The organism is Paraburkholderia sp. CNPSo 3076 (assembly GCF_026343935.1).
Classification (GTDB): Bacteria; Pseudomonadota; Gammaproteobacteria; order Burkholderiales; family Burkholderiaceae; genus Paraburkholderia; species Paraburkholderia nodosa.
On sequence record NZ_JAPMAL010000056.1, the window covers coordinates 1 to 26,055 of the forward strand.

The 26,055-nt window shown below is 59.7% G+C and carries 29 protein-coding genes and 5 pseudogenes; 20 read left to right on the forward strand and 14 right to left on the reverse strand.

The window, feature by feature from the left end:
• The 4 genes from M3A49_RS39095 to M3A49_RS42555 form a co-directional block, all read left to right on the forward strand.
• A partial coding sequence (locus M3A49_RS39095; RefSeq protein WP_266233584.1) for a 4Fe-4S dicluster domain-containing protein occupies positions 1–507 on the forward strand: 507 nt, incomplete at its 5' end.
• A gap of 36 nt (positions 508–543) precedes the next feature.
• Positions 544–1,380 carry a pantoate--beta-alanine ligase gene (gene panC, locus M3A49_RS39100; RefSeq protein WP_254357456.1) on the forward strand — a complete coding sequence of 279 codons (837 nt, stop codon included), beginning with the start codon at positions 544–546 and terminating at the stop codon, positions 1,378–1,380.
• A gap of 96 nt (positions 1,381–1,476) precedes the next feature.
• Positions 1,477–2,286: an SDR family oxidoreductase gene (locus M3A49_RS39105; RefSeq protein WP_266233585.1), complete on the forward strand. Its 810-nt coding sequence runs from the start codon at positions 1,477–1,479 to the stop codon at positions 2,284–2,286.
• A gap of 91 nt (positions 2,287–2,377) precedes the next feature.
• Positions 2,378–2,983, forward strand: coding sequence for a TetR family transcriptional regulator (locus M3A49_RS42555; protein ID WP_323183496.1), 606 nt, complete (start codon positions 2,378–2,380; stop codon positions 2,981–2,983).
• Here the strand turns inward: M3A49_RS42555 and M3A49_RS39115 are convergent.
• Genes M3A49_RS39115 through M3A49_RS39130 form a run of 4 tightly spaced genes read right to left on the reverse strand, consistent with a single transcriptional unit; the run spans position 2,907 to position 4,316 of the window.
• Entirely contained in the window at positions 2,907–3,380 is a 474-nt protein-coding gene (locus M3A49_RS39115) for a CerR family C-terminal domain-containing protein (protein WP_266233586.1), read from the reverse strand. The two genes, M3A49_RS42555 and M3A49_RS39115, sit on opposite strands and share 77 nt — an antisense overlap.
• A complete protein-coding gene (locus M3A49_RS39120) occupies positions 3,364–3,759 on the reverse strand; it encodes a type II toxin-antitoxin system VapC family toxin (protein ID WP_266233587.1) in 396 nt (131 codons plus the stop codon). Before M3A49_RS39120 ends, M3A49_RS39115 begins: the two co-directional genes overlap by 17 nt.
• Complete coding sequence (locus M3A49_RS39125; RefSeq protein WP_266233588.1) at positions 3,756–4,022, reverse strand: AbrB/MazE/SpoVT family DNA-binding domain-containing protein; 267 nt, start codon at positions 4,020–4,022, stop codon at positions 3,756–3,758. Before M3A49_RS39125 ends, M3A49_RS39120 begins: the two co-directional genes overlap by 4 nt.
• A gap of 54 nt (positions 4,023–4,076) precedes the next feature.
• Entirely contained in the window at positions 4,077–4,316 is a 240-nt protein-coding gene (locus M3A49_RS39130) for a hypothetical protein (protein ID WP_266233589.1), read from the reverse strand.
• A gap of 45 nt (positions 4,317–4,361) precedes the next feature.
• On the opposite strand from M3A49_RS39130, the gene M3A49_RS39135 reads away from it, so the two are divergent.
• Complete coding sequence (locus M3A49_RS39135; protein WP_266233590.1) at positions 4,362–4,814, forward strand: response regulator; 453 nt, start codon at positions 4,362–4,364, stop codon at positions 4,812–4,814.
• Between the two features lie 512 nt (positions 4,815–5,326).
• On the opposite strand, the gene M3A49_RS39140 is transcribed toward M3A49_RS39135, so the two are convergent.
• The gene (locus M3A49_RS39140; protein ID WP_266233591.1) at positions 5,327–6,991 is read right to left on the reverse strand and encodes an ATP-binding protein; all 1,665 of its coding nucleotides are present in this window, start codon (positions 6,989–6,991) and stop codon (positions 5,327–5,329) included.
• A gap of 482 nt (positions 6,992–7,473) precedes the next feature.
• Positions 7,474–7,713 (reverse strand): hypothetical protein, encoded by a 240-nt coding sequence (locus M3A49_RS39145; protein WP_266233592.1) that lies wholly within the window; start codon positions 7,711–7,713, stop codon positions 7,474–7,476.
• Positions 7,714–7,719: 6 nt separating this feature from the next.
• On the opposite strand from M3A49_RS39145, the gene M3A49_RS39150 reads away from it, so the two are divergent.
• Positions 7,720–7,935 carry an ATP-binding cassette domain-containing protein gene (locus tag M3A49_RS39150; RefSeq protein WP_266233593.1) on the forward strand — a complete coding sequence of 72 codons (216 nt, stop codon included), beginning with the start codon at positions 7,720–7,722 and terminating at the stop codon, positions 7,933–7,935.
• 128 nt (positions 7,936–8,063) lie between these two features.
• Here M3A49_RS39150 and M3A49_RS39155 read toward each other — a convergent pair whose 3' ends face one another.
• The 4 genes from M3A49_RS39155 to M3A49_RS39170 are packed head-to-tail and all read right to left on the reverse strand — an operon-like array spanning position 8,064 to position 12,283.
• Positions 8,064–8,855, reverse strand: a complete 792-nt coding sequence (locus tag M3A49_RS39155) for an alpha/beta fold hydrolase (RefSeq protein WP_266233594.1) — start codon at positions 8,853–8,855, stop codon at positions 8,064–8,066.
• A 57-nt stretch (positions 8,856–8,912) separates the two neighbouring features.
• Complete coding sequence (locus M3A49_RS39160) at positions 8,913–9,767, reverse strand: shikimate dehydrogenase family protein (protein WP_266233595.1); 855 nt, start codon at positions 9,765–9,767, stop codon at positions 8,913–8,915.
• A 52-nt stretch (positions 9,768–9,819) separates the two neighbouring features.
• Complete coding sequence (locus M3A49_RS39165; RefSeq protein ID WP_266233596.1) at positions 9,820–11,172, reverse strand: MFS transporter; 1,353 nt, start codon at positions 11,170–11,172, stop codon at positions 9,820–9,822.
• A 37-nt stretch (positions 11,173–11,209) separates the two neighbouring features.
• Positions 11,210–12,283, reverse strand: coding sequence for a Gfo/Idh/MocA family protein (locus M3A49_RS39170; RefSeq protein ID WP_266233597.1), 1,074 nt, complete (start codon positions 12,281–12,283; stop codon positions 11,210–11,212).
• A 221-nt stretch (positions 12,284–12,504) separates the two neighbouring features.
• Here M3A49_RS39170 and M3A49_RS39175 point away from each other — a divergent pair, with 221 nt between their 5' ends.
• The 5 genes and pseudogenes from M3A49_RS39175 to M3A49_RS39195 all read left to right on the forward strand — a co-directional run bounded on the left by M3A49_RS39175 (position 12,505) and on the right by M3A49_RS39195 (position 15,362).
• The gene (locus M3A49_RS39175; RefSeq protein WP_266233598.1) at positions 12,505–13,107 is read left to right on the forward strand and encodes a nuclear transport factor 2 family protein; all 603 of its coding nucleotides are present in this window, start codon (positions 12,505–12,507) and stop codon (positions 13,105–13,107) included.
• Positions 13,108–13,202: 95 nt separating this feature from the next.
• Positions 13,203–13,321: pseudogene (locus tag M3A49_RS39180) on the forward strand (maleylacetate reductase); the annotation flags it as partial.
• Positions 13,322–13,375: 54 nt separating this feature from the next.
• Positions 13,376–13,510 (forward strand): annotated as a pseudogene (locus M3A49_RS39185) (maleylacetate reductase); the annotation flags it as partial.
• Positions 13,511–13,679: 169 nt separating this feature from the next.
• Positions 13,680–14,552 (forward strand): dioxygenase, encoded by an 873-nt coding sequence (locus M3A49_RS39190; RefSeq protein ID WP_266233599.1) that lies wholly within the window; start codon positions 13,680–13,682, stop codon positions 14,550–14,552.
• A 12-nt stretch (positions 14,553–14,564) separates the two neighbouring features.
• Positions 14,565–15,362: a sugar phosphate isomerase/epimerase family protein gene (locus tag M3A49_RS39195; protein ID WP_266233600.1), complete on the forward strand. Its 798-nt coding sequence runs from the start codon at positions 14,565–14,567 to the stop codon at positions 15,360–15,362.
• 17 nt (positions 15,363–15,379) lie between these two features.
• On the opposite strand, the gene M3A49_RS39200 is transcribed toward M3A49_RS39195, so the two are convergent.
• A complete protein-coding gene (locus M3A49_RS39200; RefSeq protein ID WP_266233601.1) occupies positions 15,380–16,138 on the reverse strand; it encodes an IclR family transcriptional regulator in 759 nt (252 codons plus the stop codon).
• Between the two features lie 209 nt (positions 16,139–16,347).
• On the opposite strand from M3A49_RS39200, the gene M3A49_RS39205 reads away from it, so the two are divergent.
• The 9 genes and pseudogenes from M3A49_RS39205 to glnA all read left to right on the forward strand — a co-directional run bounded on the left by M3A49_RS39205 (position 16,348) and on the right by glnA (position 23,881).
• Complete coding sequence (locus M3A49_RS39205) at positions 16,348–17,169, forward strand: sugar phosphate isomerase/epimerase family protein (protein ID WP_266233602.1); 822 nt, start codon at positions 16,348–16,350, stop codon at positions 17,167–17,169.
• Between the two features lie 83 nt (positions 17,170–17,252).
• Positions 17,253–18,068, forward strand: coding sequence for an alpha/beta fold hydrolase (locus tag M3A49_RS39210; protein ID WP_266233603.1), 816 nt, complete (start codon positions 17,253–17,255; stop codon positions 18,066–18,068).
• A 37-nt stretch (positions 18,069–18,105) separates the two neighbouring features.
• Positions 18,106–18,981 carry an alpha/beta fold hydrolase gene (locus M3A49_RS39215; RefSeq protein WP_266233604.1) on the forward strand — a complete coding sequence of 292 codons (876 nt, stop codon included), beginning with the start codon at positions 18,106–18,108 and terminating at the stop codon, positions 18,979–18,981.
• 4 nt (positions 18,982–18,985) lie between these two features.
• The gene (locus M3A49_RS39220) at positions 18,986–19,864 is read left to right on the forward strand and encodes an alpha/beta fold hydrolase (RefSeq protein WP_266233605.1); all 879 of its coding nucleotides are present in this window, start codon (positions 18,986–18,988) and stop codon (positions 19,862–19,864) included.
• 437 nt (positions 19,865–20,301) lie between these two features.
• A pseudogene (locus M3A49_RS39225) lies at positions 20,302–20,554 on the forward strand (DDE-type integrase/transposase/recombinase); the annotation flags it as partial.
• Between the two features lie 240 nt (positions 20,555–20,794).
• Positions 20,795–21,769 carry a cysteine synthase A gene (locus M3A49_RS39230; RefSeq protein ID WP_266233606.1) on the forward strand — a complete coding sequence of 325 codons (975 nt, stop codon included), beginning with the start codon at positions 20,795–20,797 and terminating at the stop codon, positions 21,767–21,769.
• A gap of 121 nt (positions 21,770–21,890) precedes the next feature.
• Positions 21,891–22,013, forward strand: a pseudogene (locus M3A49_RS39235) (GYD family protein); the annotation flags it as partial.
• Between the two features lie 145 nt (positions 22,014–22,158).
• The gene (locus M3A49_RS39240) at positions 22,159–22,362 is read left to right on the forward strand and encodes a hypothetical protein (protein ID WP_266233607.1); all 204 of its coding nucleotides are present in this window, start codon (positions 22,159–22,161) and stop codon (positions 22,360–22,362) included.
• Between the two features lie 19 nt (positions 22,363–22,381).
• Positions 22,382–23,881: a type I glutamate--ammonia ligase gene (glnA, locus tag M3A49_RS39245; protein WP_266233609.1), complete on the forward strand. Its 1,500-nt coding sequence runs from the start codon at positions 22,382–22,384 to the stop codon at positions 23,879–23,881.
• 121 nt (positions 23,882–24,002) lie between these two features.
• Here glnA and M3A49_RS39250 read toward each other — a convergent pair whose 3' ends face one another.
• The 3 genes and pseudogenes from M3A49_RS39250 to M3A49_RS39260 form a co-directional block, all read right to left on the reverse strand.
• Positions 24,003–24,635 carry a 2OG-Fe(II) oxygenase family protein gene (locus tag M3A49_RS39250; RefSeq protein ID WP_266233611.1) on the reverse strand — a complete coding sequence of 211 codons (633 nt, stop codon included), beginning with the start codon at positions 24,633–24,635 and terminating at the stop codon, positions 24,003–24,005.
• 293 nt (positions 24,636–24,928) lie between these two features.
• Positions 24,929–25,084 carry a hypothetical protein gene (locus M3A49_RS39255; protein WP_266233612.1) on the reverse strand — a complete coding sequence of 52 codons (156 nt, stop codon included), beginning with the start codon at positions 25,082–25,084 and terminating at the stop codon, positions 24,929–24,931.
• Between the two features lie 525 nt (positions 25,085–25,609).
• A pseudogene (locus M3A49_RS39260) lies at positions 25,610–26,055 on the reverse strand (IS5/IS1182 family transposase); the annotation flags it as partial.

Below are 26,055 nucleotides of genomic sequence, written 5' to 3' on the forward strand. Positions count from 1 at the left end.
GAGCTGTACAGGGCGCGCAACTTCAAGCAGTGGATGAGCAAGGGTCTGTACCTGGGCACGCTGATGGTGGGCATCGAGCAGAAGCTGCTGGGCGGCAATGTGCCGTGGACGCTGCATCACCAGCATCGCGACCACGAGATGCTCAAGCCCGCTTCGCAGTGCAAGCCGATCGAGTATCCGAAGCCCGACGGCAAGCTCACGTTCGACCGGCTCTCCTCGGTGTTCATCTCGAACACGAACCACGAAGAGAACCAGCCTGCGCACCTGACGCTCAGGGACATGTCGGTGCCGGTCGGCATCAACCTCACGACATACGCAGGCCCCGAGGCGCGCTTTTGCCCCGCAGGCGTGTATGAGTTCGTGAAAGACGAGCAGGAAGAAGATCGCCTGCAGATCAACGCGCAGAACTGCGTGCACTGCAAGACCTGCGATATCAAGGACCCGACGCAGAACATCGTGTGGGTCACGCCCGAAGGCGGCGGCGGCCCGAACTATCCGAACATGTAAGCAGTACGTGGTTAAGTCTCAGAGGCAAGATCCTGCATGAAACTGATTCGGTCTGTCGAGGAACTGCGAGCTCAATTGCGCGGGCAAAACCGCACGGCCTTCGTGCCGACAATGGGCAATCTGCACGAAGGACATCTTTCGCTAATCCGTCTGGCACGACAGCATGGAGATCCTGTCATTACCAGCATTTTCGTGAATCCGCTGCAGTTTGGACCGGGTGAAGATTTTGAGCGTTATCCGAGAACGCTTGAGGCGGACCTGGAGAAGCTTCAGAAGGAGAATGTCTACGTCGTCTTCGCCCCTACGGAACGGGACCTCTATCCGCAGCCGCAAGAGTATCGCGTGCAGCCTCCTGGTGGGCTTGGCGACATGCTCGAGGGGGAGTTCCGGCCGGGCTTCTTTCAAGGCGTTTGCACAGTCGTAATGAAGTTGCTGTTATGCGCGCAGCCGCGCGTGGCGGTGTTTGGAAAAAAGGACTATCAACAGCTGATGATTGTTCGGGAAATGTGCAAGCAGTTCGCGATGCCCACGGATGTTGTGGCCGGCGAAACCATCCGCGACATAGATGGACTTGCGCTGTCCTCTCGCAATCGTTTCCTGACGCCGGAGCAACGCGTGGAGGCCACTACGCTACATCGGCTCCTCAACAGCGTGCGCGAGGACATTTTGAGCGGTCGACAGGATATCCAGCGAATCGAACGGAGCGTGTTCTCAACGCTGGTCGATCGCGGCTGGAAACCCGACTACATCTCGGTCCGAAAGCAGGCCGACTTACGCTCTCCAATGGAGTCGGATGTCGTTGATCGAAAGCTCGTCGTGCTTGCGGCGGCGCGCCTCGGCAGTACACGCCTTATTGACAACCTTGAGATTTGAACCCTTGATGCTATGCCTTGCCACGGTGACTGGAGGGTAGGGCGAGAGCGCAACTCGAAGGCGCACCCTGCGCCTGCCTGACATTGGCGTTTCGTTATGACTGAACCAACAATTCATTGCGGTGGCTCTCGTAGGCAATCGGTGCTTGTGACCGGAGCGGGCCGGCGAATCGGTCGCGCGCTCGCCCTTGGTTTTGCCGCGCGAGGATGGGACGTTGCCTTGCACTATCACGAGTCGAAGCGCGAAGCGCAGGAGGTTGTCGAACAGATCGCGGCGCGAGGCGGAAGAGCAATTTCCCTTTGCGCGGATCTTTCGAAAGAGGAACAGGTGAGGCAGCTTGTGCCCGCTTGTGTGCAAGCGTTCGGACGACTCGATTGCGTTCTGAATTGCGCGTCGCGGTTCGAGGAAGATACGGCCCAGACCTTTACTTACGATCTCCTGCTGGCGCTCATGAAGATCAACGTCGCTGCGCCGCTGGCTTTGGCGCGTGAACTCTACGATGCGATACCGGACTGTGCAGTTGCCGACGAGGCGCACCGCGGTGTCGTTGTCAACGTTCTGGACCAGAAGCTTTACAACATGAATCCAGACTACATCTCCTATACCTTGACGAAAGCAGCGTTGGCGAATGCAACGATAGCGCTTGCGCAGGCGCTAGCGCCGAAGGTCAGAGTGGTCGGATTGGCTCCCGGACTTACGCTTGTCTCCGGCGATCAAACGCAAGAGCAGTTTGAGACAGCTCACCGAAAGACCCCGCTTCGGCGCGGGTCGCGGCTTGAAGACATCGTCAACGCAGCCGTCTATCTTGCCGAGGCCCGTGGAGTGACAGGGACGACCTTGGTCGTCGACGGAGGTCAACATCTTGTATCCAGCCAGCGCGACGTGATGTTCGCGAAATTTGAGTAGGCTTGCGGGACAAGGCCTCACATCTCGCGGCAAAGAGGGCGGATAGCTGTGCAGCGCGACAAGAGAACGCGTAGAAGACCGAGGGGACACGGTGAAGCGAAAAGTACAGGGACTCGTAACACGGGAAAAGATCCTCGACAGCGCGGAGATTTTATTTTTCGAGGGTGGCGTCAGCTCTACGTCTCTTGAAGACATCGCTCACGCGGCTGGTATGACCAGAGGCGCAATCTACGGTCACTTCTCAAACAAATGGGCCCTCGTGACGGCTTTGTTCCAGCGATCAGCTTTGCCTCTGGACCCGTTCACAATTCCGCCTGAGAAGTCGAACGGGACAACGCTTAGCGTTTTGCGCTCAAAACTTGAAAGGAGATTGGCCGACGTCCTTCACACCGGCACACAACGGCGCCTGTACTCCATCGCATTCTCCACTGCGAAATCTGAAGGAGGTACCGTTGTTTCTACATCGACGTTGGGGGAAGCTGCGCGAATCGCGCAGTCATCTATCGAGTCTGCGTTAAGGCTCGCCGCGGCAGATCGTGAGACCACTGATCACGTCGACTACGCCGTGGAAGCGATATACATTCACTCACTATTGACGGGTTGCTTTCACCTGAGTTTGCTCATGCCTTCGCATCAGGGCGCGGAGCAAGCCCTTGCGTCGGCTGTGGTGGGAAGGGCGCTTTCGACCCTTCTCTGACAATCTTGGCGGGCCGTTCGCTTACTACTTCTTCCAGTAGCTGAGCTGTTTGCCGGTCAATGATCGATGTGATCCAGTTGAGCCGATGTGTATCGATGGATTCCCAGCCTAGAGAAAGCATCATCGATCGCCGTGTGAGGTGAATTGCTACGAGCTGGCCGGTAATGGTCAGGGCGCGCAATGAAGCCTCCTCGTCGCCGGCGTCTCTGCCCATCAGGCGGGCAACTATTTCGCTGCACACACATATCAGGCGCGTCTGAAGACGATCGTTGCAATTGAGCGTTGGGAAACCCGCCTGACGATGTGGCTGGACGGCGACGAGCAATCCAGCCACCCACCTGAGCCGGCTAACTTCATCCTGACGGCCAGGTTCGTGCGGGTTACAGAAGCGTCGCATGATGGCCTTGCCTTGTCAGCAGCGACACGGCCTTCCTGTCAAACGAGCAGAACATGTCCCCCCCGAGCCATTTGCCGTCCCAGGCTATGACCCCGTCCGCAAAATCGCCGCCAGCCTCAAGCAGATCAAGTCCGGCCTCCGCCGCAGGCCGGTTGGCGACGACGTTGCGCGTATTCAGGATCGAACGGATCGCTGCCGCGATATCGGGCCGGTCAACCTTGTATGCGCTGCGCAGCACCCAGACCAACTCGCACAGTGTCTGCAGACTCACTGCCGCCATGTCTGCCGTGTCCAGAAGCATGACGGCCCTGGCCGCCTGCTCTTCGTCGTCGTCAACGATCGTGCGCAGCAAAACATTCGTATCCACCGCGATCTTCACGCTTTACCCGCCCCCGCCCTGGTGCCGGCTTCAGCAATTGCGTCGTTGATCTCCTCGATGCTCAACCGCGCACCGTTAGTCTTTCCCTTGAGGACGCCCCGAAGTTGCTGGAATGATCCCCCGGGCCGCGCGGCCCGCAGTTCGGCCCGGCCGTCAGGCAGCAGGTCCAGCTCGATCTTTTCACCGGGCTGGATGCCCAGGTGCTGCAGCACTTCCTTCCGGAACGTGACCTGACCCCGGCTGGTGACAGTCAATGTGCTCATCTCTCACCTCTTCAGTAATACGCACATTGTAATGCATATTTGCATTACCGGTTATCAGACTCCTGGCACCGCAGCCGATTTGGCCGGAGGAATTGCGAGCGCCTCGATGCGGCGATTCTCGGCCTCGTCCTCGATGCGCTTGCCCTCCGTGTCGACCGTCCAGAAAGCAGGCAAAAAGTCGCGTGAGCCCGGCGCTGACATCGGGCCGCCGATGAAACTACCCCCCGTATCCGGAACGCTGCCGTCCTCACGGCACGTCCGTTGCGGCACCGAAACGGTGACGGGGCGCTGCATTCGCTGCCGCGCACACCGGTCGCGAATGAATTCGACGGAGTATCCATGGCCAACGTGCTGTTCGTTGACGACGATCCGGAAAACGTCTGGCCGCTTGCGCTCGCGCTGGAAAGTCACGGTCACCGGGTGAGCGTTGTCGCTGATGCCAGCGCTGCCATGGCTTTCATGCGGCGGGAATTCGTTCAGTGTCTCATTACCGACTACCAGATGCCGGACATCGACGGCATCAAGCTGTGCCAGATGGTGCGAGCCTCGCCCACCATCGCCGGGTTGCCCGTCGTACTGCTTTCGGCTGCGCCGGAGCCGGATGGGTGCCCCCGGTGCTGGACCCGGTTCCTGCGCAAGCCAGTGCAGGTGGGCCAGCTGATCGAGGCCGTGGATGCATATATCGCGGAGCGTCTGACCGTCGCCCGCTCTCCCTGCCGCCACGCCGCAGGCAGATTCCAGTATCTGTCGGCTGCGAGGTGGGCGCCCGTGAATAGCGCCTGCGGACCGTAGCGGGGAGTCGGCATGGGTGGGACCAGATGGTGCCGTTGGCCGGCCGGTCCGCAGGCGGCCCCTGTCGCCGCGGCCATCGCCGTCGGCGCCACCATGCCAGTTCCCGTTGGCATACGACGCGCGCGACTGTGCTACGCGGTACTATCCGAAGCCCGTTTTCCCGGCATGGACAACTCCGCACGCGATTGCGAGGAGGCCGCTTACCTGGACACCGCGGCGAAGTGCTTCGGGGTTGACAGTCCAGCCAGCGCATGAAGGATGATGGCCGTTTCGGTAAGGGCCATTGGAAGTCCATGGCAGACCCGACAAGGGCTCGCAGCCACACAGCTACTATACCGGCGTACTCACTTGCTGGGACTGGCGAGGCCTCCGGGCTCGGTTCCGAGGTGAACAATCCGGCCGGGGTGTAACGGTAGTGCGTGCATCATGGCGCGGCGCGCCCCGCCCCCCCGAATTGCGCGATGGCCCTTGAATGGCGGCGAACCCCGGCCGCGCCGGTCACGTCGCCATTGTCACGATGCCAGAAGGTGTCGGAGCTGCTCGAGGTCGACCGGTTTGCCCAGATGCTCAATGAAGCCTGCCTGAATGGCGGCGCTCCGGTCGTGGCTCGAGACGTGGCCAGTCAGTGCGACGAGTTGAAGACCGGTTTGGTTCTCCATTGACCGAATGCGGGCTGCAAGGGCATAGCCATTCATGCCGGGCATTTCGATATCGACGAGGGCGAAGTCCGGTCGCCATTCTTGGAGAATCTTCAGCGCCTCGGCGCCGTCGGCGGCCGACCGCACCTCGTGACCTTCGAGTTCGAGCAGTCCGCCGAGGGCAAACCGGGCGTCCGCATTGTCGTCCACTAGCAGGACACGCCGCCGAGGCTGCTGACTGGTTGCCGGCCGGCCACCGCATTCGCCGACGATGTCGCTGCGGCGCAACGGGATCGTCAGGCGGGCTTCCGTTCCGAGGCCGACCCCGTTGCTGGTGATATCGACTGCGCCGCCATGCAGCTGCGCGAAGCGCTGGGCCAGCGCCAGCCCGATGCCGAGGCCACCATCCTCCCCGGTGCGCGCCCGCGCGAACTGGGCGAAAGGCTCAAAGATGTGCGGCAACGACGCCTGAGAGATGCCGATGCCGTTATCGCGAACTACCACCGCGACGTGGGGTTCGCCGTTTCGCATAAGCCGTTCGACACTGACGGCAATATTTCCGCCCGGCGGGGTGTAGCGCACGGCATTTGACAGAAGGTTCGCAATGATCTGCGTAAGGCGAACCGGATCGGCAATCAGGCACAGACCTTCCGGGGGAGTGGTTACGGACAGCGTGTGATGCCGCTCAAGCCGTCTTTCCTCCACGGCGCCCACCGCGTCGGCGAGCACGTCGTTCAGGGAAGTTTCGACTGGCGCGATGGTGAGCTTGTTGTGGTCCAGCCGGCTTGCGTCCAGCAATTCGTCCATTAACCTCTCGAGGTGCCGGATCTGCCGATGGGCGACAGCGAGATACCCACTGAGCGGCTCGCGGCCTTCGTTGACGACCTGTATCGCGTCGATTGCATTCCCGAGCGGACCGAGCGGATTGCGAAACTCATGGGCGAGGACGGCGATGACCTCGGAGTAGCGCTGCGTCTCGCGGCGGCTGCGGTCACGTGCCCGCACGAGCTCAAGCACACCGCCGGCTACAGATGCCAGGTCCGTCAGCACACGTTGGTCTTCCTGGGTAAACCGGCAGTCCTCTTCGAGCGACGCCACCCACATCGCTCCCACCCGTCGGCCGCCGGATACGATGGGCAGTATCAGCGCCTCATGCACGACGCCGCACGTGCTCGCGAGAGCAGGAAAGTCGGTGGCAAGGGCTGTGAACAGCAGCGGCTCGCCGGCTTCAACCACTAAAGCGCAGGGGCATTCGCTCCATGGGGTAACCAACCCGCTCAGATGCGCGAGCCTGCCCGCAACTGTGCGCCACCGGAAGACGTTTTCCTCTCCTGCGCGCTCTAGAAGGCTGATGCCCGCCGTCTGCGCGCAGCATAACTCCATGGCGAACTCGGCTGTTTTCTGCAGGAGGGCATCACGCGAATCGGTCTGCGCGCTGGCGAGCGCAAGCAGGGCGCGGCATTCGCGCTCATAGTCGGGCTTTCTTGCCGCCCGGACGGCGAGGTTAGCCAGTGAAATACCGCCGAACCGTGTTCGCATGGAATCGCTGCCCTCTATGATCACACCAATGCAGGCGGACTTGCCTTCTGGCAGCCTATTAGAGGATAGCCCGTTCCGGGCGGGCACCACCCTGGAAACGCGTCTGCAGTGTGGTTTGTCTGACAGCAACAACGAGGGAGGACGCACCGGTGCGGGAACTCCCCAAAGCCCCGAAGCGATAAGGGAGTATCGCCGCTTGGGGCGGCAGCCTGAGCGTTCGAGCAGCCGATCAGCCGTCAATCGCGACGATGCCGCGCGACATTGGTCATTCGCGCCAGCGCGCGGCCTTCGCCGCGCCGCTGGACTGGATCGCGGCTGTGGCTTGAGCGGCCACTCATCGCTGCTCGCCGGACGTTTCGTCGCTGGGCACGTCAACAATTGTTCCCCGGAGCGACTTCCGCGGCCCGCGCCACGACGTCCCGGGACATGCCAAAGCGAGCCGAACGCGAGGCGCGATGTGGCTACGATGAGATTTCGGGCCGTCACCGGCGTTGGCTGAACCGGACGTGCCGCACCGCTTTGGCACGCTGAGCGAATCCAGCGCCGAATGGGGCGGTAAAATGAAGTGATGAATAAGATGAAATCGCTTTATCACGGCCATCCAGCAACGTGACAGTGCCCTGCAAGGCGCTCAGCATGAGCGATGTCCGCACGATGTGGCACATGGTCATGCCGCAAGCCACCAGGATCATTATTCCGCCGCTCGCCAACGAAATGATCACGATGAAATGCGCTCGGTGAGCAAGGCGCCAGGCGGCTTCACCGCGCTACGCACGGTCGACTTCTCCCTGCAATGCGGCGAGGTCGTCGCGATCATCGGGCCGTCCGGTTCCGGCAAGAGCTCGAGGACAGGTTCTGTCCGAACATGGGTACGATGGATCTGGCCTACCCGTTTTTCAATACGGACTTCATTGGTGTGCAATCACCGACCATCGAATGGCTGACACCAGGGCGCAAGCCCAATCCGTTAGCTGACGCCGTAACGAGTTGCTTGCAGCCGATATTCGACGCTTTTTCAAGCGTTTTCGAAAGTGAAGGTTTCAACGTCGGCCACCAGCCTGATTCGTGCAAACTATTCGTGTTCCGTGCTGGAACTATGCAGCGTCAGCAGTAGATTGGCGAGCTCGATCGGCATATCAACCATCACGTCGTGACCGCACGCTACCCGGGAGACGCGCCAACCTGGTTTTCCGGCGACCTGCTCGGCGTAATACGAAAAGGGGCTTGGATCCCAATTTTCGGCAAGAATGAACAACCGGTCTTTGATCGCTGATCCGCGTCCCGTGAGAAGGACTTGCGTCTCGAACGTGGCTAGTGCCTGAGGCGAGCAATGGCGATCAACCCATGCGCAATTTTTCGGTTCTACCTTGAAGCCCTCTGCCGGGATTGGCAGCATCAGGCCACTGTTGCCGGTCATCGCGCTTGTGCGAAAAGCCGTTAGAAACGCAGCGGCGTTCTCTTCGGATAGCGCCGCGTAAAGGCAGTCGATGAGCGACTGCGCGTGCTCGGGAACGAAGGCGTCCAGATAGACCAGCGTCTTGATGCGATCGCTCATGCGGTCGGCCACACCGGTGATGACCATGCCACCATAGGAGTGGCCCAGGAGAACAACGTCGGAGAGCTCCTCTGCCTCCAGGACGCCGCACACGTCGCGGATGTGCGTTTCCAACGTGATGTTCTGGTTGTTCAGATGCGCCCGCTCGCCGAGGCCCGTGAGGGTCGGGGTGTAAACATTGTGACCGGCGGCGCGCAACACCTGTGCGGTGTCGCGGTAGCACCAGCCGCCATGCCAGGCGCCGTGCAAAAGCACGAAAGTTGCAGACGGCTTTTTGTGTGCTCCCTGATTCCTGTGTTCCATTTCCATGTTGACCCCTGCTGATTTTGCAGATACCCGGTTGGCCCGGCACGACGCTTGCCCTCGTCAGTACTTCTGCAGGATTGCCCCATTCCAGTCAAACGAAGCGGGAAAGCCAAAGAACGATGCCGCTATCGGCATGGCGTGATTCATCATGTTTCGTCCATGATGAACCTTGAGTCCGCGCGAGTGTGCCGATTGGAGCAAAGCAGTCGTGAGCGGCTCCATGATGACGTCGGCGACAACAGCATGGGGAGGCAGTGCATCGACGGAAAACGGCAGCCCATCGCCGGCTTTCAGTCCGACCGGTGATGCGTTGATGGCGATATCGATATCCGTCATAGAGGGTATGCCCGCTGCTATACGCGCACTGGACACCCTGGCAATGGACCGCGCCAGCTCACGTTCGCGCTCTTCATCGGCGTCGTGAACGGTGAGGCTCGCGATGTCTTCCATTTCGAGCGTCCATCCGATGCATCGGCCCACGCCGCCGCAGCCATGCAGATAGACGTTGGCGCCCTTCAGGGTGACGCCATCCGCATGCAAGCCTGCGAGAAAACCGGCGCCATCGACGTTGTCGCCTTCCCACGCTCCATCTGGAAGTCGCCGCAGCAGGTTGATCGAACCGATGCGCTGCGCGCGTTGCGTCAGCATCTCAGCGTGGTCCATTGCTGCGAACTTGTGCGGCATGGTGAAGATTGCACCATCGACGTTTTCAATCGCCTTCAGCCCTGTCATCGCCGCACCGAAGTTTGAAACGGTGACGTCGGCAGGCAGCATCAACGCGTTGACACCGTAGCGCTTGAAGAGCGCGCTCCAGACGACCGGCGCGCGAACATGCGCGACAGGCGAACCGAGGATAAAAAAGAGGCGCGTCAGCGCATCGACGGGTGAATCGAGCGAATGTCTTTCATCTGTCATGCTATTACCCTATCGGTGTTGGCGGCGAATCGTGCGACGTGACAGACGCTCCTTATTGCGACGGTGCGTTCCGCAGCATCGGCATCATCGTATCGTTCCGATGACCGCTGATATAAGCCGCGACGATCGCAATGCCGATCGGTATCGTCAGGAACATGAAGAGCTGACCGAAATCCCATTTCAGATTGAGCAGGATCGCGCCGGCATACGCCCCCGAGATGGCGCCGAAACGCCCGATGCCCGTCATCCAACTCGTGCCCGTGGCACGCATCTCAGTTGGGTAATAGCTGGCGGCCATCGCGGTCCATCCCGTGGTGCTCGAGTTGGTGCAGTATCCAAGCAGGAAAACCATCGCTGTCAGACCGGCGAGCGTGAAGGACATTTTGGCCAGAATCACCGTGAAAACGCCTGCGCCAAGCAATGTGCCGACCATCACCTTTTGAGCTTTGATGCGATCCATCTTCCAGCCAATGGCGATATTCCCAAGCGTGCCGCCGACCTGCATCATGGCTGCGACCAGCGCCGCCTCGGTGAGCGAGAAGTGCTCGCCACTCAGCATGATCGGCAGCCAGCTATTGAGAAAATAGACGATCATCAGGTTCATGAACATGCCGACCCAGAGCGCGAGCGTGACGGTCGTATGAGGATTGCGCGCGATGAGGCGGATGGCGGCCTGCCCCGTGTGCGAGCGCTCGGTGGTGACGAACGCGGTGGAGGCATCCGCCACGAAGGGCTCGATCTGATTGAGCACGCGCATGAGCGCCTGGCGTCCACCATGCTTCACTGCCAGAAACTTTGCAGACTCGGGCATCGCGAACATCAGGACGAAGCTGAAGAGAATCGGCACGACCCCACCGATCAGCAGTATCGATTGCCATCCATGGCGGCCGATTAGATAGGTCGATAGGAACCCGCCACCGGCGGCACCGAACGTGAAACCGCAATAGATCACGGTGACTATAGTCGAGCGATACTTGCGGGGCGCATACTCGGACGCAAGCGTGGCCATATTCGGCTGCGAAGCACCCAGTCCAAGACCGGTCAGAAAACGCATGGCCGATAGCACGGCCAGGTTGGGCGACCACGCCGAAAGCAGGCTCATCAGACCGAAGAAGCAAACGGCACCGATCACGACCTTGCGTCTGCCGAAGCGGTCAGCCAACGGTCCTCCGGTCATGGCGCCGATCGCAAGTCCGAAAAGACCCATGCTCAGGACCGGGCCCAGCGCAGCGTGACTAACGTGCCAGTCTTTAATGATCGCCGGTGCAATGAAGCCCATCGCGACAACATCGAATCCGTCGAGAATCAGCACGCTCAATCCCAGCAGCAAAATCTTCCAATGAAAGGCGCCGAACGGACGCGTATCGAGAAAGTCTTGAACATTGAATTGCTCAACAGCGGACATCTGCGTCTCCTGGTTGTTTCAGCTTGCGCGGACCACTTCATGCAATGGCGTTGCTGCTGCTGAACCGTATATCCGTTCTTATGTCGATCTTCAGACCCGTCCGTGCCGCCTCCACGACAGCGAGGGTTACCGCGAGCGTCTGCGAGGCATCGTGCGCATCGATCAGCGGTTCGGTCGCACCGTTCACCACGTCGAGGAAATGGCGCAGTTGATTCGCGTAGACATTCTCTTCTTCCACTGGAATGCGCTCGTCATGGATTGGGCGATGACGGCCTTTCTCGCCGTCATATGACCAGAGCGTCTTGTCCGGCAATGAAAGCGCGCCGTTGGTGCCCGCGAAGAAATGGGTCGGCACTGGACGGTAGTCGAAGAGCGCGCGGTCTTCTCCCGCTGCGGTATCCCAACTCCACGGCGTCGCGGCGGTGTCGGAGAGACTGATGTTCGCGATCGCTCCGTTATCGAGTTCGAGCGTGCACGCAGCCGAGTCCTCGACCTCATGCGCCCGGGTTCTGTTCGACGAAACCGCCTGCACGGAAATGATTTCGCCGCACAGATGCCGGATCAGATCGATCTCGTGGATCATGTTGATGAGAATCGGTCCGCCCCCGATACGGCGACGCCAGGGCACCGCATAGTAAGCTTCGGGCTTGTAGTGCAGGCACATGATGTTCGCGGCCACCAGCTTACCGATGCGCCCTTCGGCGATTGCCTTCCTGGCAGTCCGCACCATTGGGTTGTGCCGGCGGTGATGTCCGACGAGCACTGGTACACGCGCGATGCGTGACGCCTCGGCAAGCGCGCGTGCGGATGCAAGGTTGTCGGCGATGGGCTTTTCGACAAGTACTGGAATTCCACGCTCGATACACGCCAGACCGATCTCCCCATGCGTGCTGTTAGGCGTGCAGACGATGACCGCGTCGACACGCTCGGTCTCGAGCAGCTTGCGATAGTCCTGATGAAGCGCGACGCCTAACGCAGCGGCTTGCTGCCCGGCTTCGGGAGATGGATCGGCGATTGCTACGAGTTTGCATTGATCACTATTCGCAATCTCCTGCACATGGCGTTTGCCGATGACGCCCGCTCCGATTACCGCGATGTTGATGTCTGACATTTGCGTGCAGCCCCTTCAATAAAAACTAATAGGGGAACTAGTTCTCATATATGCATGAATTCAGTCTAGGTCCCCGAACCGCGATGTCAACGACTTTTTCCTTCAGCTTCCCATATGGGAACAAACCAGGGTTTCTCCCGAAATCGTCAAAACTCGCTTGACTCCGTACCTCATTGAAATCACTATATGAACTGATTCCTATATAGAAACTGAGGATATTCATGAACGCTGTGATGCTTGACCGTCTGGCCATTCGTGAAGCAATCGAAAACTGGGCCGTGTGGCGGGATGCCGGAGACTGGGAGCGCTTTGCGAGACTGTGGCATCCGGAGGGCGTGATGATGGCAACCTGGTTCCAGGGCAGCGGACCTGAGTTCATTCGCGTGACGCGAGAGGGGTGGGCGCGCGGCGTCAGCATCCTGCATTTTCTCGGCGGCACGTCCGTCGATCTCGCGGGTACGCGTGCGATCGCGCAAACCAGGATGACCATCTCCCAACGCGGCGACGTGGACGGTCATCTCTGCGATGTGGTGTGCACCGGGCGCTTCTACGACTTCTATGAAAAGATGGGCGGCGAATGGCTGCTGCGTCTGCGTCAACCGATCTATGAGAAGGACCGTCTGGATCCTGTCGAGAGCGGTATGAAGCTGGATCTCGATGCCGAGGTGCTCGGGCGCTTTCCCGAGGGTTATCGCCACCTCGCCTATATTCAGACGAAGATCGGCTACGACGTCAAACGCGACATGCCCGGACTCGCCGGCCCCGCCGTCGAGGCGCTCTACGCGCGCGGCCGCGCGTGGCTCGATACGGGAACGCTGTCATGAGAGGACAGATCGACGCTTTCACCTACGACGCGCTGCCGACCCGCGTGGTGATGGGCGCGGGAAAGCGCAATGGAGCCGCCGCTGAAGCTGCAAGAATGGGCTGCACGCGTCCTTTTGTCGTGACGACGCGCGACCAGGCTGCGCTGGGTGAAGAGATCGCGAACCTGTTCGATAGGACATCGGACAGCCGCTTCGCCGAGGCTGCCATGCACACGCCTTGGGACGTAACCCAGCGGGCGCTCGGCGCCGTGCAAAGATCAGGCGCGGATTGCGTCATCGCGATCGGCGGCGTCTCGCCCAGTACGGCGCATGGCTGTGCGGAACGTGTCTTGGAGCGGTCGGAATGGGCCTGCATCACAAGATATGCCACGTGCTCGGCGGAACGTTCGACCTCGCGCACGCGCAAACGCATGCGGTCATGATCCCGCATGTCGTTGCCTATAACGCTCACGCCGCGTCATCCGCGATACACCTACTCGAACCCCCGTGCGCCCGACGTTCGCGCGCTTGGCCACATGCTCCGGCAGGCGTTGGAAGGCCTGCCGCCCGAGCCGATGGATTGAGGAAGCCCCATGCGAAACTTCGACGAAGACAACATCACACAGGCCGTGCTCGACCGGCTGACCGGTTGCGCGAGCCCCCGCACGCGCCAGATCAGCGAGGCGCTCGTGCGTCATCTGCATGCATTCGTGAAAGAGATCGAACCCAGCGAAGCGGAATGGGCGGACGCCATCGCGTTTCTCACCAGGACCGGTCAGATGTGCTCGGATACGCGGCAGGAGTTCATCCTGCTGTCGGACACGCTTGGCGTCTCGATGCTCGTGGATGCGATCAATCATCGCTTCGATGAAGGCGCCACGCAAACCACGGTGCTCGGTCCGTTCTATATGGAGGAAGCGCGCGACTTTCCGCTCGGCGCGCATATCTCGCGCGAGTCAGATGGGTCGGCGCTGATTGTCGAAGGTACGATCGAAGACGCACGCGGCAATCCGATAGCGGGCGCGCTGATCGAGACATGGCATGCCGACCATCGCGGCTTCTACGATGTCCAGCGCGACACCGGCAAGTCGGCGCTCGATATGCGCGCGCGCTTTCATACCGACAGGAACGGACGCTTCTGGTATCGATCCATCGTGCCCGCTGCCTACCCGATCCCGAACGACGGCCCAGTGGGCAGGATGCTGGACGCTCAAGGACGTCACCCGTTTCGTCCCGCGCATGTCCATTTCAAACTGAGCGCGCCTGGGTTCGAGACCATCGTGACGCATGTCTTCATCGATGGCGACCCGTATCTGGAGTCGGATGTCGTCTTCGGCGTGAAGGATGCCCTGATCACGAAGCTCTTAAGGATAGATGGACAGGTGAGCCCCGGCGGACACGAAGTCGCATCAGGCACCTCGCTGATCACCTACAAGTTCGTGCTTCCCGACGAACCCCGAAGCTAGCGGAAGGCCGCCATGCACAAGCTCTCCTTGCATCACCTGACCATGCTCGACGCGCACCCGCTGCAGCTTGTCGACGCCGCGCATGCCGGCGGATTCGACTACTACGGATTGCGCGTTGTCGCGCCGAGCACGGCGGATACCATCATCGACGTGGCACACAACGACGTTCTCATGCGGGAACTCGCAGCGCGAATGGAGGCGACCGGTGTGCGCCTGCTCGACATCGAAGCGATCTGGTTACACGCTGGCACGCGGATCGAAGACTTGCTGCCGGCGCTGGAAGCGGGGTATCGCCTTGGCGCGAAGCACGTGCTGGCCGTCGGCAACGACGACGATCGCGCTCGCCTCATCGACAACTTCAGCGCACTATGCGAAGCCGCTGCACGCTTCGAGATGACCGTCGGCCTCGAACTGATCACGTATTGTCCTGTCGGCACGCTAGACGACGCGCTCGCGCTGATCAGCGCGAGCCGTCAGCCGAACGCGCGTATCCTGATAGACACGCTGCAAGTGTTTCGCTCCGGCGCCAGCGTGGAGGACATCGGCAATGTTGAAGCGCGTTTCATCGAATATATCCAGATATGCGATGGGCCGCGCGCTTCGCCTGCTTTGGTGGAGGGGCGGCGAACGGAAGCGCGCACTGCGCGCCTGCTGCCCGGCGAAGGCGAGCTACCCTTACGCGAACTATTGGCAAAACTGCCCGCCGATCTGACGCTTGCCGTCGAAGCCCCCACGCGAGAACTACACGACCTGCCATTCGATCAACAGGCGCGCACGATCATGGAAAGAATGCGGCACTTTCTCGCCTGAGTGCGCCACTGAGCGCATCACTCGGCGAAATACTGACGCTGGATGCGTGCCGCCGATGCCGTGAGAATTGCGATGGCCCGTTCCTCGACCTCCTTCGAATAACGCACAGCCGGGATTGCGAGATTCAACGAGCCGAGCGGAAAGCCGCTTGCCGACAGGATGGGTACGCCGACACCCACGATGCCTGGCGTGTACTCTTCCATGGAACGCGCGAAGCCCTTCTTGCGAACCTCTTCCAGCGTGGCGAGCAAGGCCTTCCTGGTGGAGATTGTGTTCTTTGTGATGGGCTCGAATGTGACCGCGCGCATGTAATCCTCGCGCATCGCGTCAGGCAGATAGGCAAGAATCGCCTTGCCGCCGGACACGGCATAGAGCGGCGCAAGATCCCCGAGCCGCATGTGCGATTGCAGGCGCTGCTGACTGATGACGGTGGCAACGACTTCGACCTGGTCGCCCTTCAATTGGTTGAGCGCACACGATTCCGCAGTCTGCTGCGTAATGTCGCGCAAAACGGGTTCCGCGCAGGCGACCAGGCTGCGCATCTGGTTCGACTGCTGGGCGAGCTTAAGAATGGTGTCGCCGAGCCGATAGCCTTTGGTCTCGGCGACGAAGCGCAAGTAGCCACGGTCCGTGAGATTACGAATCAGCTTCGTCAAACTGCTCTTCGGGATGTCGAGCGCCTCGGCGATTTCCGTGTGCGACATCTCACGACCCCATTGAGCCAGAAGCTCAAGCAGGTCGAGGGTACGGTCAGCCGACTTCACGGTACTCATCATCTCAACTTCATTCGCACGCATACCATTTGGTCCTTGTTCATATATGGGAACATGATATATCGCGTCCGGGAAATGTCAAGAACACAAACTTTACGCTTAGCCCTTCTTTCAGGACCGGAAACGCCAAAAAATACTTGTTCCCATGAAAGAACACGTTCACACTTAGATCCATCCGTTCTAAATTCAACCGCACAACAGGCGAGGAGAAATTGGAAACAATCGCACAAGGTTTTGGCGGCAGCACCTTCTCATTCATGTGGCAAGACACCGCGCTCGCCGCGATGCGGAAGATGCAAACGCTAGGCTTGAACGACTTCGACGTGCTGGTCGTCCCCGGGCATCTCTGGCCGGATCAGCTTTCGGCAGCGGATCGATCCGTCCTCGCCGGCAACTTGAGAAGCGAGGGCATTCGCATCGAGTCGCTCAATCTTCCGGCGCTCGATCTCAATCTCGTCAGCCGTGTCGAGGAATTCCGGCGCTATTCCATCGACCTGTACATCCGCACGATGCAACTCGCCGCCGATCTGGGCGCCGGTGCCGTAGTCGTGGTACCTGGCAGGGTTTCATCGTTGTTTCCGCCGCCTGGTTCGGATACAGAGCACTTGCTTCGAGACAGCCTGGCGCAGCTTCTACGGGTTGCCGAGCGGCTCGATCAGAAGATCTTCGTCGAGCTCCATCCACAGACGCCCATTCCGACCAGCGACGCAATGCTGATCTTTCTCGACGGTCTGGCGCATGAAAAGCTTCTGATTGCCTACGACGTCTCGAACGCCGAATTCGTTGGAGAAGGTCAGCCTGACGCCATCAGGCGATTGGGCAATCGCATCGGGCAGCTCCATCTTTCCGATGGCACACGCAGTCAGTGGCGGCATGACCGTGTCGGCCATGGAACGGTGTGCTTCGATGAGATCCTGAAGGCCGTGAATGAGACCCGATTTTCCGGAGTCTGCGTTCTGGAGATCATCTCCTCATCGCCACTGGAAGATCTTGGCGCGTCTGCCGCGGCGCTCAAGCGTATCGCGATCGATTAACCGCATCAGAGGAATAGTCCACCATGCGTCATTCTCAAGATATCGTCCAACTGCCCTCGTCGTTCGAGCATCGGTCCGCAATCGTGAACGACGTCAACCTGCACTATGTGATCGGCGGCAGGGCGCCGGGCTCCGCACCGCTGATGCTTCTTGTCCACGGTTTCCCGCAAAACTGGTGGTGCTGGCATAGCGTTATTGCCGAACTGGGCGAGCGATATACCGTCGTGGCGCCGGACCTCAAGGGCGTTGGCTTGTCGGACAAGCCCGCGGCCGGATATACGAAGCGCGAGATGGCCGCCGACCTCCACGCTCTCGTCGAGAGCCTGCATGGAGCACCCGCACATATCGTCGGCCACGACATCGGCGGGATGACTGCCTACGCTTACGCAAGCCGCTATCCGGCGCGCTCGCTCACCATCATCGACGTGACCCTTCCCGGTATCGGCGATTGGGATCAGGCGATCGTGGACCCGCATGTCTGGCATTTCGCCTTTCATCAAAGGCGCGATCTACCCGAGGCGTTGATCGTCGGCGGGCGGGAGCACGTGTATATCAGTTCATTCATCAATCGGCAAACATTCCGTCGCGGCTTGATCTCCCATTCGGACATCAACGAGTATGTCGAGGCTTACACGCATCCGGGAGCGTTTCGATCGGCCATGGAGATGTACCGCCAGTTCCCTCAGGATGCAATCGATAACCGCAGCGCGGGACGGCTTCCCGACGAACTACCGGTGCTCGCCATTGGCGGCGAAAGGAGCTGGGCTGGCCGCGTCGGCGAGCGCCTCGACACCGTGTCATCGAACGTGACGAGCGTAACGATTGCGGACGCTGGCCATTTCGTCGCCGAAGAGCAGCCGGAGCGCCTGGTCGACGCGATTTTCAAGTTCTGCGGGTAAGGGAACAAAATAGCGCCGCCTTCGTAGGAGAATGAAGATGACCCACGAAAACATTCCGTTTCGCTCTCATCGTCTGCATGACGGACGACTAGCCTATCGTCGCAGCACGGCGGCCAGTGCGAAACAAACCGTGCTGCTTCTGCATGGGTGGCCACAAACATCCTGGGCCTGGCGGCGTGTCATCCCTCTGCTGAGTCAGCAGTTCGACGTGATTGCGCCTGACCTCCCTGGCTTCGGCGACTCGTCGAAACCCGAGTCGGGCTTCGACAAGAAGACCATCGCGCGCAAGCTTCATGATCTGGTCGAAGCACTGGGGATAGAGAGGGTGGCAATCGTCGGCCACGATCTGGGCGGTCACGTCGCGTATGCGTACGCCGCCCAGTGGCCGGAAGCGGTCAGCCACTTCGTCTTTGTCGAAAGCAGTCTTCCCGCATTCGGACAGGAAGAAGCGATGGACGTATCGCGCGGTGGAAGCTGGCATTTCGGCTTCAACATGGCCGGCGACATATCGGAGTCGCTCGTTGAAGATCGCGAGTTTCTCTTCGTGAACCATTTTGTGCGCCGCGAGACCGTCGGCGTATTCGATCCCGATTCGATCAGTAACGACGACGTCCGAGTCTATGCTCAAGCCCTCGCGCGTCCAGGCGCTTTGCGTTGCTCCTTTAGTTACTACAGGGCCTTGCCGCTCGACCGTGAAGACAACCTCATCTGGGGCAAGACACCACTTTCGATGCCTTCGTTGAGTATCGGCGCGCAATGGGGTTATGGGCCGGCCTCGGCTCAAACGCTTAGGCGTGTCGCGTCGAACGTCTCCGACATCATCATCGACGACTGCGGTCATTACGTTCCCGAAGAGCGGCCTGTCGAATTCGCCGAGACGGTGAGCGGATTCATATCTAACGAGACGGCATAGTTATATGGAAACAGGTCATATCGAAGGATTCGAATCGCGCCGGCTTCCTGGTCACGGCGTCACGATCGACGCGCTCGTGGGCGGTTCAGGTCCGCCGCTTCTTTTACTGCATGGCGCGCCACAGACGCGGGTTTGCTGGAGCGCAGTCGCGCCGGCGCTGGCGGAACACTTCACGGTGGTCGTGCCCGACCTTCGGGGCTATGGACGAAGTGACAAACCGCGCGGCGGCGGCGATCACCTGACCTACTCGAAGCGCGAACTGGCACTGGACCAGATAGCGACGATGAACGCCCTCGGATTCGGGCGCTTCAGCGTGGCTGGACACGACCGCGGAGGACGTGTCGCCTATCGTCTAGCCCTTGACCATCCAGACCGTATCGATCGTCTTGCCGTACTGGATATCGTACCGACAAGCGATGCAATGGAGGCATTCGACCGGCATTTGGCACTGCGCTTCTGGCACTGGGCCTTCCAGGCACTCGACGAGCCGATTCCGGAGCGCATGATCGGCAACGATCCCGTCTTCTACGTCGAGACGATGTTGAGCGCACACGCATCCAAAGGCTTTCGGTTCGATCCGTCGAACGTCGCCGACTATCTGAAGAGCATCGGCGATCCAGCCGCGATACACGCTATGTGCGAAGACTATCGAGCGGCATGGACCTTTGACCGCGAGTTGGATGAATCGGAGCAAGGCATCCGGACTATTGAGGCGCCTGTCCTCGTGCTTTGGGGGCAAGAAACGCCAGCGGCGAATTCACCATTGGAAAAATGGCGCCGCTGGGCGGGGGAAGTGGATGGTCACGCCATCCGGTGCGGACATTTTCTGCCGGAGGAAGCGCCCGGCGAAACTGCAACGGCACTTCTACAGTTTTTCTCGTGACAACGCATAATCTCTATGCTCAGTTCGACTCCAAATGAAATACATAGGAATGCAAAATCACGTCGAGATCGACACGACGTAGACCTCGTCTGCCGGATTCTCGACTTTCTCGCCGAGCAGATTCGCGTAGGCAAAAATCTGCTTGACGATATCAGTGTCACCTTGATTATCGTGCAAGTTTCCTGTTAGAGCGCCCAAGCCTGGCGGGGCACTGCCTTGGCTCCCCAAATATTTTCATTTAAAAATCAGCCAGTTGCTGTCTACCTGTATTGAGTACACATATAGCAGGTGCGGCGATGCCTGCGCGCAAGGCGTTCGCCGGAGCAACGGCTCGCCCATGCAAAATGGGCTTCACGACGACGACAAATCCTCGGCTGCCTTTGCTTCACGCGCTCGCCATTTCGAAACGCTGCATCCGAACGCGCGGCCAAACCAGTGATGAAGTGTTCGTGACGCTGCGCGGCGAGCCTTATCTGTTGTGGCGGGCCGTTGACCAGCACGGCGCGGAACTCGACATCCTGCTGCAAAAGCGGCGCGACAAATCGGCCGCCAAACGTTTCTTCAAGCACGCGCTGTGCTCGAATCCAGTGCCGTGCAAGATCGTTACCGATCAACTGCGCAGCTAGCCGGCGGCTAAAGCCGACATCCCGGAACTAGCCGGTGTCACGGTCCGGGTATTTCTGAAAGCTCACCGTAACCGTAGCTTCAGCGGCTTACATTCCGTGGAACCAATTAGCGCCAGATGGGGGCGATGGAAGGTGGCCGTCGGCGGGGAAATGGGTGCCAAGCTTCTTGCTGGGGTGTCTGCGTATCAACTCCGCGGTCACTTTCACCCACTCCACATCAAACCTTGGGACGTGCGCCGGATCTTTGCCTATCCTTCCGGTGTAACAGCGGCCTGTTGCCAGTCTTGCGATTGCAGGGGGACGTATGCGTGTTCGGATGGGTTTTGTCGGGTGCGTGGGCGACACGCCGCTTATGAGGCTCGCGCGGCTCAGCGAGGAGACCGGCTGCGAGATTCTCGCTAAAGCCGAGTTCATGAACCCGGGTGGTTCGATCAAGGACCGAGCCGCGCTGTACATTATTCAGGACGCCGAGCAGCGAGGCGAACTTAAGCCCGGCGGCACGGTGGTGGAGGGTACTGCGGGCAATACCGGCATTGGCCTTGCCCATATTTGCGCTGCTCATGGCTATCGCTGCGTAATCGTCATTCCGCAGACGCAGTCTCCCGCGAAAATGGAACTGTTGCGCGTCCTGGGTGCGGAAGTCCACCCGGTACCGGCTGCCCCATACAAGGATCCGGATAACTACCAGAAGATCGCTGGAAGGCTCGCTCAGGAACTCGACAATGCGATCTGGGCGAACCAGTTCGACAACCTTGCCAACCGCAGGGCTCATTACGAGACCACCGGACCGGAAATCTGGCGTGATACCGCTGGCACGGTCGATGCGTTTGTCTGTGCCACCGGTACCGGCGGCACCCTGGCTGGGGTCGCCCGCTTCCTGAAGGAGAAGAGGAGCGATGTGCGGATCGTTCTCGCCGACCCGCTCGGCAGCGGTTTGTACAGCTTCGTGAAGACGGGCGAGATTCACGCAGAAGGCAATTCGATTACCGAGGGTATCGGCTCCAGCCGCGTCACTGCAAATCTCGACGGCACGCCGATCGACGACGCTTACCGGATCGATGACCAGTCATGCGTCGCAATGGTATACCGATTGCTGCGCGAAGAAGGACTCTATGTGGGCGGTTCGACGGGCATCAACGTCGCGGCCGCTGTAAGGCTTGCCCGGGAAATGGGCCCAGGGCATACCATCGTCACCCTGCTGTGCGACGGCGGCGAACTATACCGATCCCGCCTTTTCAATCTGGATTGGTTGAAGCAAAGGGGGCTGGTTCCGGCCTAGGCGGCCAGTCGATCAAACGCGCAAACGCATTGCCTGAAATGAAGTATCGCGCGGGGCAGGCGCAACTGGGCCGTACCCCGCGCGGTTGTCGCGTAACGATCACTCGTTAAGAGGAACCGTAATGGCGACTTATGTAGTGCTCGCACAATTCACCGATCAGGGCATCCGCACAAGCAAGAACAGCCCGCAACGGGCCAGCCAGGTCGAGAAAATGGTCAGGGGATTTGCCGGCAATGTCCGCACGTAAATGCTACGAGCCTTCAACAAGAGCGAATTCGGCCCGATCATCGGCAAGTTGCCTTGATCTGTGGCCTGTCGACCGCGTAACCCATGTTCCCCTCTGTGCGGCATGGGCGACGCTCCCTGTGTTTTTCCATTGAGGAGGTCAAATGAAATCCAAGGACAAAGGCAACATGCGCGCATTCGTGCAGACGGCCGAACAGATCGGCGGCTGGGTGTGGGTCATCTCGCTTGTCGACTTCGATGCGCGCGAAGTGCGGCGCTCGCTCGTAGCCGAAGAACCCTTCTCCACGGAGCGCGCCGCGAAAGACGCGGGCTACGCTCGTCTCGAAGCGCTCGCGCACGATCAGTAGCTGCGCTGGGAGAGTCTCCATGTCCAGTCCACAAGGTGCATCGGCGTTCGATGTATCCATCGATGCCGGCAGTTATCGAGTTTCGCGTCCTGATAGCCCGCAGCAGGTTATCGAACTACTGCGCGAGCACAAGATCCAGATCGTCGACCTCAAGTTCACCGATCTGCCCGGTCTCTGGCAGCACTTTTCCATCACGCTGCCCGAGGTGCACGCAGACCTCTTTGCCAACGGGATCGGTTTCGACGGTTCATCGATTCGCGGATTTCAGGAAATTCAGGAATCCGACATGCTTCTCAAGCCGGATCCGACGACCGCGTTCATCGATCCTGTGAGCGAAACGCCCACACTCTCCATGATCTGCGACGTGATCGATCCCGTGCTGCATCAGCCGTACTCGCGCGATCCGCGCTACATCGCGAGGAAGGCCGAAGAGTACTTGAAGCAGACCGGAATTGCGACCACGTGCTACTTCGGGCCCGAGCTCGAGTTCTTCATATTCGATTCGATCCGCTTTGACCAGGATGCCCACTGCGGCTACTACTATGTCGAATCGGCCGAAGGGGGCTGGAATACGGGACGCGACGAAGGAGCGTATGGCGGCGGCAACCTTGGCTACAAGCCTCGCTATAAGGAGGGGTATTTCCCGGTGCCGCCGCACGATACGCTGCAGGACATCCGCTCTACGATCGTATTGTTGCTGCAGCAGGCCGGCGTGCAGGTGGAAGTGCATCACCACGAGGTGGCGACTGCGGGACAGAACGAAATCGACATGCGGTTTTCCACGCTCAGGCGGATGGCTGACAACGTCATGATCTACAAGTACGTCTGCAAGAATGTGGCGCGCCAGCATGGCAAGGTGGCGACTTTCATGCCGAAGCCGCTCTTCGCCGACAATGCGAGCGGCATGCACTGCCACCAAAGCCTGTGGAAGGACAACGAGAATCTGTTCTACGATGCACACGGCTGGGCGCTCACGTCAGCCATGTGTCGCTGGTACATTGGCGGCCTGCTCAAGCATGCGCCGGCGCTGATGGCGTTCTGCGCACCGACGACGAATTCGTATAAGCGACTCGTGCCCGGGTACGAAGCGCCGGTGAATCTGGCGATGTCGCAACGCAACCGATCGGCGGCCGCGCGCATTCCGATGTACTCCGATTCGCCGAACGCGCGGCGCGTCGAGTTCCGGTGTCCCGATCCGTCGGCCAATGCGTACCTCGCATTCTCAGCGATGCTGATGGCCGGGCTCGACGGCATCGAAAACAGGACAGACCCAGGCGATCCGCTCGATGTCAATATTTACGACCTGCCGCCCGAGAAAGCGAGGAACGTCCGCCAGGTGCCGGGCTCGCTCGATGAATCCCTGAAAGCGCTAGAGGCCGACAACGAGTTTCTGCGCAGAGGCGACGTCTTCACTGAAGATGTAATCGACACGTGGCTTGAGTACAAACGCAAGCGTGAGATCGACGCGGTCAGGCTGCGCCCGCATCCATGGGAGTTTTATCTGTACTTCGACGTCTGACACGGCGTTGAAAGCGGTCGCAATGGCCCCCATGCGCCGAACTTCCCGGCGGGATCACGGACGTATGTGTCGTTTGGCACTGACTCTCCAGGGGAAGGTTTGCGCTTAGCCACACTGCGTTTCAATTTCCCCAGAGTGGTTCACTCATGGTGGTGTCATAGTCGGTGAACATGATGTTGAAGCTGACGCTCACGCGTGCTTGTGCGCTCGTGTTCACCGAAACCGAATGCGGTAGCCAGGCTGGAAACAGCAGCAACGTGCCTTCGCTGACTGGCAATACCACCTGATCCGTGTTGTATGCCGTCAACTCAGTGACGGGTGGGCGAATGACGGTCGTCTGTGGGCGTGGATCATGAAAATTGATCGTGTCGGCGCCAGCTTGCGAGCGCAGGTAATACACACCGCTCAGGAAATTGTTGGGATGGCTGTGCATCGCGTGTGTTCCGCCTGGATCCAGTACATTGACCCAACATCCAGTAATGTGAAATGGGGTATCAGCGACTTTGAGAAAAGCGAGTACGTCGCGTGCAGCCCGTTCGATATGCGCGTTTAGCACAGCAAACTCTGGTCTTTTATGTTGCTGGTGATCAGATTGCCATGCGGCGCCGGTAAGAGTGCCGCAGCCGCTGCGGATCAAGGTGTCTACATGCGCCATGAGTTCCCGATCGAGCGGTTCGTAGCACGCCTGCTCGAGGCGACGCTTCCATACGAAAGTCGGGAAAAGTCGGATGATATCCGGGGCGGAGGCTTCCATTACCGGTCGTGCAACGCGCTAGTCGGGACGCTCATCCATCACTATAGATCTGGAAGCGGCAAACACGTACTTCTGCGGCTCGCGCAGCCTTGGTGCGTTGCATCCACCGGTTGAATCTGCAGTCGACAGTCGCCTTTGAAGTCGAATGGAAACTCCGCGGGCCTCCGGCGGGGCGGGGCATGTGCGGGATTCAAGCGGCTGCCCCTCGGGGGACAGCCGGAGATATGCATGTTCACCCTATGGAGGCCGGGACGCCGCAACGTATGTGTACGTCTATGGCGTCGAGCGGAGCACTATGCGGTGTAAGCGTTCAACGCATCCATTGGTACATGCAGTTTTACATCTGCTGCGAACGCGTCCAGCAGATGTTTCAGCGTGACCTGCACGGAAATCAAAGGCATACCGGCACCGCGAACAGGATCGTGTGCCCGCGCATATTCCTTAAACACGGAACCGTCACGTGCCCGTCGAAGCCAGCCCAAACGCGGCATAGCTCGGGGCCAAGCGACTCCGGCGGTTTCTGTTTTGGTGAGAAAATTTTACATAAAGAAATGAGCGAACTTTCGCACTATAGGGCTGCTCGGTAATGCCGTATTTTGGTATAAGTTCACGATATAGATCGGGCTAGTAAGGCGCCGTTCAATTTCTCTCTCCAACTTGAATGAGGGGAAGTGGGCGGATTTGGGGGGGGTAGATATGGAGCTATGCGGCAGGTTCGAAGAACTATATCTCGATAGTCTGATTTCAGATCGATTTATCGAGAAAATTCCAGCCGCTCGCGCGAGTAAATCTGACCCGTCCCAGTTCTGTAACCTCAGACGCATGACGCAGTTTTGGAAAACTCAAATTTAACCCGCGTCGGTACGGACACTTTTCCCGTGCGGCGTGGAGTTCGCGCGTGCGGCTCCTATGCAGTTGGTCGTCAAAAGCCTCATTAGTCGCCCCTGAACAATTCGCTTCTCGTGCGGCCGGCGTCACACCATCGCGTCGGCAGCAATGCTGCGGTTGAACAATGCAGCGAGAATGAAGACACAAAGAAACCGCAGCTTCCTGAGGATCATCCGCAGATTATGGCCAGCGCCGCACAGCACCGCGTGCATCGCATCGCCGAGCGCGCCCTTGAGCCAGTTGCGATCGAGTTTTCCGTCTGTCTTCATGTGACCGATGGCTGGCTCGATTGCGCTGCGCCGTCTGATCATCGCGCGTAGCCCGCGTGTGATGCCCCGCCGCAAGCCCGGATGGTAGATCTTCACGCCATCGACGGCGACACCCTTGTAGCCACGGTCGACAATGGCGACCTCCGGCGTGGCGTCGCACAGGATCGCCGCCTGCTCTAGCGCTTCAGCCAGCGTGTGCCCATCGTACGGATTGCCTGGCATCGAGCGCATGCCAACCACCAGTCCTTCCTTGTGGGTCGTCG

Bases quoted from the DNA above. Each gene is read 5' to 3' on its own strand.
- panC (WP_254357456.1), top strand. From the start codon at position 544: ATGAAACTGATTCGGTCTGTCGAGGAACTGCGAGCTCAATTGCGCGGG.
- M3A49_RS39105 (WP_266233585.1), top strand. From the start codon at position 1,477: ATGACTGAACCAACAATTCATTGCGGTGGCTCTCGTAGGCAATCGGTG.
- M3A49_RS39115 (WP_266233586.1), bottom strand. From the start codon at position 3,380: ATGCGACGCTTCTGTAACCCGCACGAACCTGGCCGTCAGGATGAAGTT.
- M3A49_RS39125 (WP_266233588.1), bottom strand. From the start codon at position 4,022: ATGAGCACATTGACTGTCACCAGCCGGGGTCAGGTCACGTTCCGGAAG.
- M3A49_RS39130 (WP_266233589.1), bottom strand. From the start codon at position 4,316: ATGCAGCGCCCCGTCACCGTTTCGGTGCCGCAACGGACGTGCCGTGAG.
- M3A49_RS39135 (WP_266233590.1), top strand. From the start codon at position 4,362: ATGGCCAACGTGCTGTTCGTTGACGACGATCCGGAAAACGTCTGGCCG.
- M3A49_RS39140 (WP_266233591.1), bottom strand. From the start codon at position 6,991: ATGCGAACACGGTTCGGCGGTATTTCACTGGCTAACCTCGCCGTCCGG.
- M3A49_RS39150 (WP_266233593.1), top strand. From the start codon at position 7,720: ATGCGCTCGGTGAGCAAGGCGCCAGGCGGCTTCACCGCGCTACGCACG.
- M3A49_RS39155 (WP_266233594.1), bottom strand. From the start codon at position 8,855: ATGGAAATGGAACACAGGAATCAGGGAGCACACAAAAAGCCGTCTGCA.
- M3A49_RS39160 (WP_266233595.1), bottom strand. From the start codon at position 9,767: ATGACAGATGAAAGACATTCGCTCGATTCACCCGTCGATGCGCTGACG.
- M3A49_RS39165 (WP_266233596.1), bottom strand. From the start codon at position 11,172: ATGTCCGCTGTTGAGCAATTCAATGTTCAAGACTTTCTCGATACGCGT.
- M3A49_RS39170 (WP_266233597.1), bottom strand. From the start codon at position 12,283: ATGTCAGACATCAACATCGCGGTAATCGGAGCGGGCGTCATCGGCAAA.
- M3A49_RS39175 (WP_266233598.1), top strand. From the start codon at position 12,505: ATGAACGCTGTGATGCTTGACCGTCTGGCCATTCGTGAAGCAATCGAA.
- M3A49_RS39190 (WP_266233599.1), top strand. From the start codon at position 13,680: ATGCGAAACTTCGACGAAGACAACATCACACAGGCCGTGCTCGACCGG.
- M3A49_RS39195 (WP_266233600.1), top strand. From the start codon at position 14,565: ATGCACAAGCTCTCCTTGCATCACCTGACCATGCTCGACGCGCACCCG.
- M3A49_RS39200 (WP_266233601.1), bottom strand. From the start codon at position 16,138: ATGATGAGTACCGTGAAGTCGGCTGACCGTACCCTCGACCTGCTTGAG.
- M3A49_RS39215 (WP_266233604.1), top strand. From the start codon at position 18,106: ATGACCCACGAAAACATTCCGTTTCGCTCTCATCGTCTGCATGACGGA.
- M3A49_RS39220 (WP_266233605.1), top strand. From the start codon at position 18,986: ATGGAAACAGGTCATATCGAAGGATTCGAATCGCGCCGGCTTCCTGGT.
- M3A49_RS39230 (WP_266233606.1), top strand. From the start codon at position 20,795: ATGCGTGTTCGGATGGGTTTTGTCGGGTGCGTGGGCGACACGCCGCTT.
- M3A49_RS39240 (WP_266233607.1), top strand. From the start codon at position 22,159: ATGAAATCCAAGGACAAAGGCAACATGCGCGCATTCGTGCAGACGGCC.
- glnA (WP_266233609.1), top strand. From the start codon at position 22,382: ATGTCCAGTCCACAAGGTGCATCGGCGTTCGATGTATCCATCGATGCC.
- M3A49_RS39250 (WP_266233611.1), bottom strand. From the start codon at position 24,635: ATGGAAGCCTCCGCCCCGGATATCATCCGACTTTTCCCGACTTTCGTA.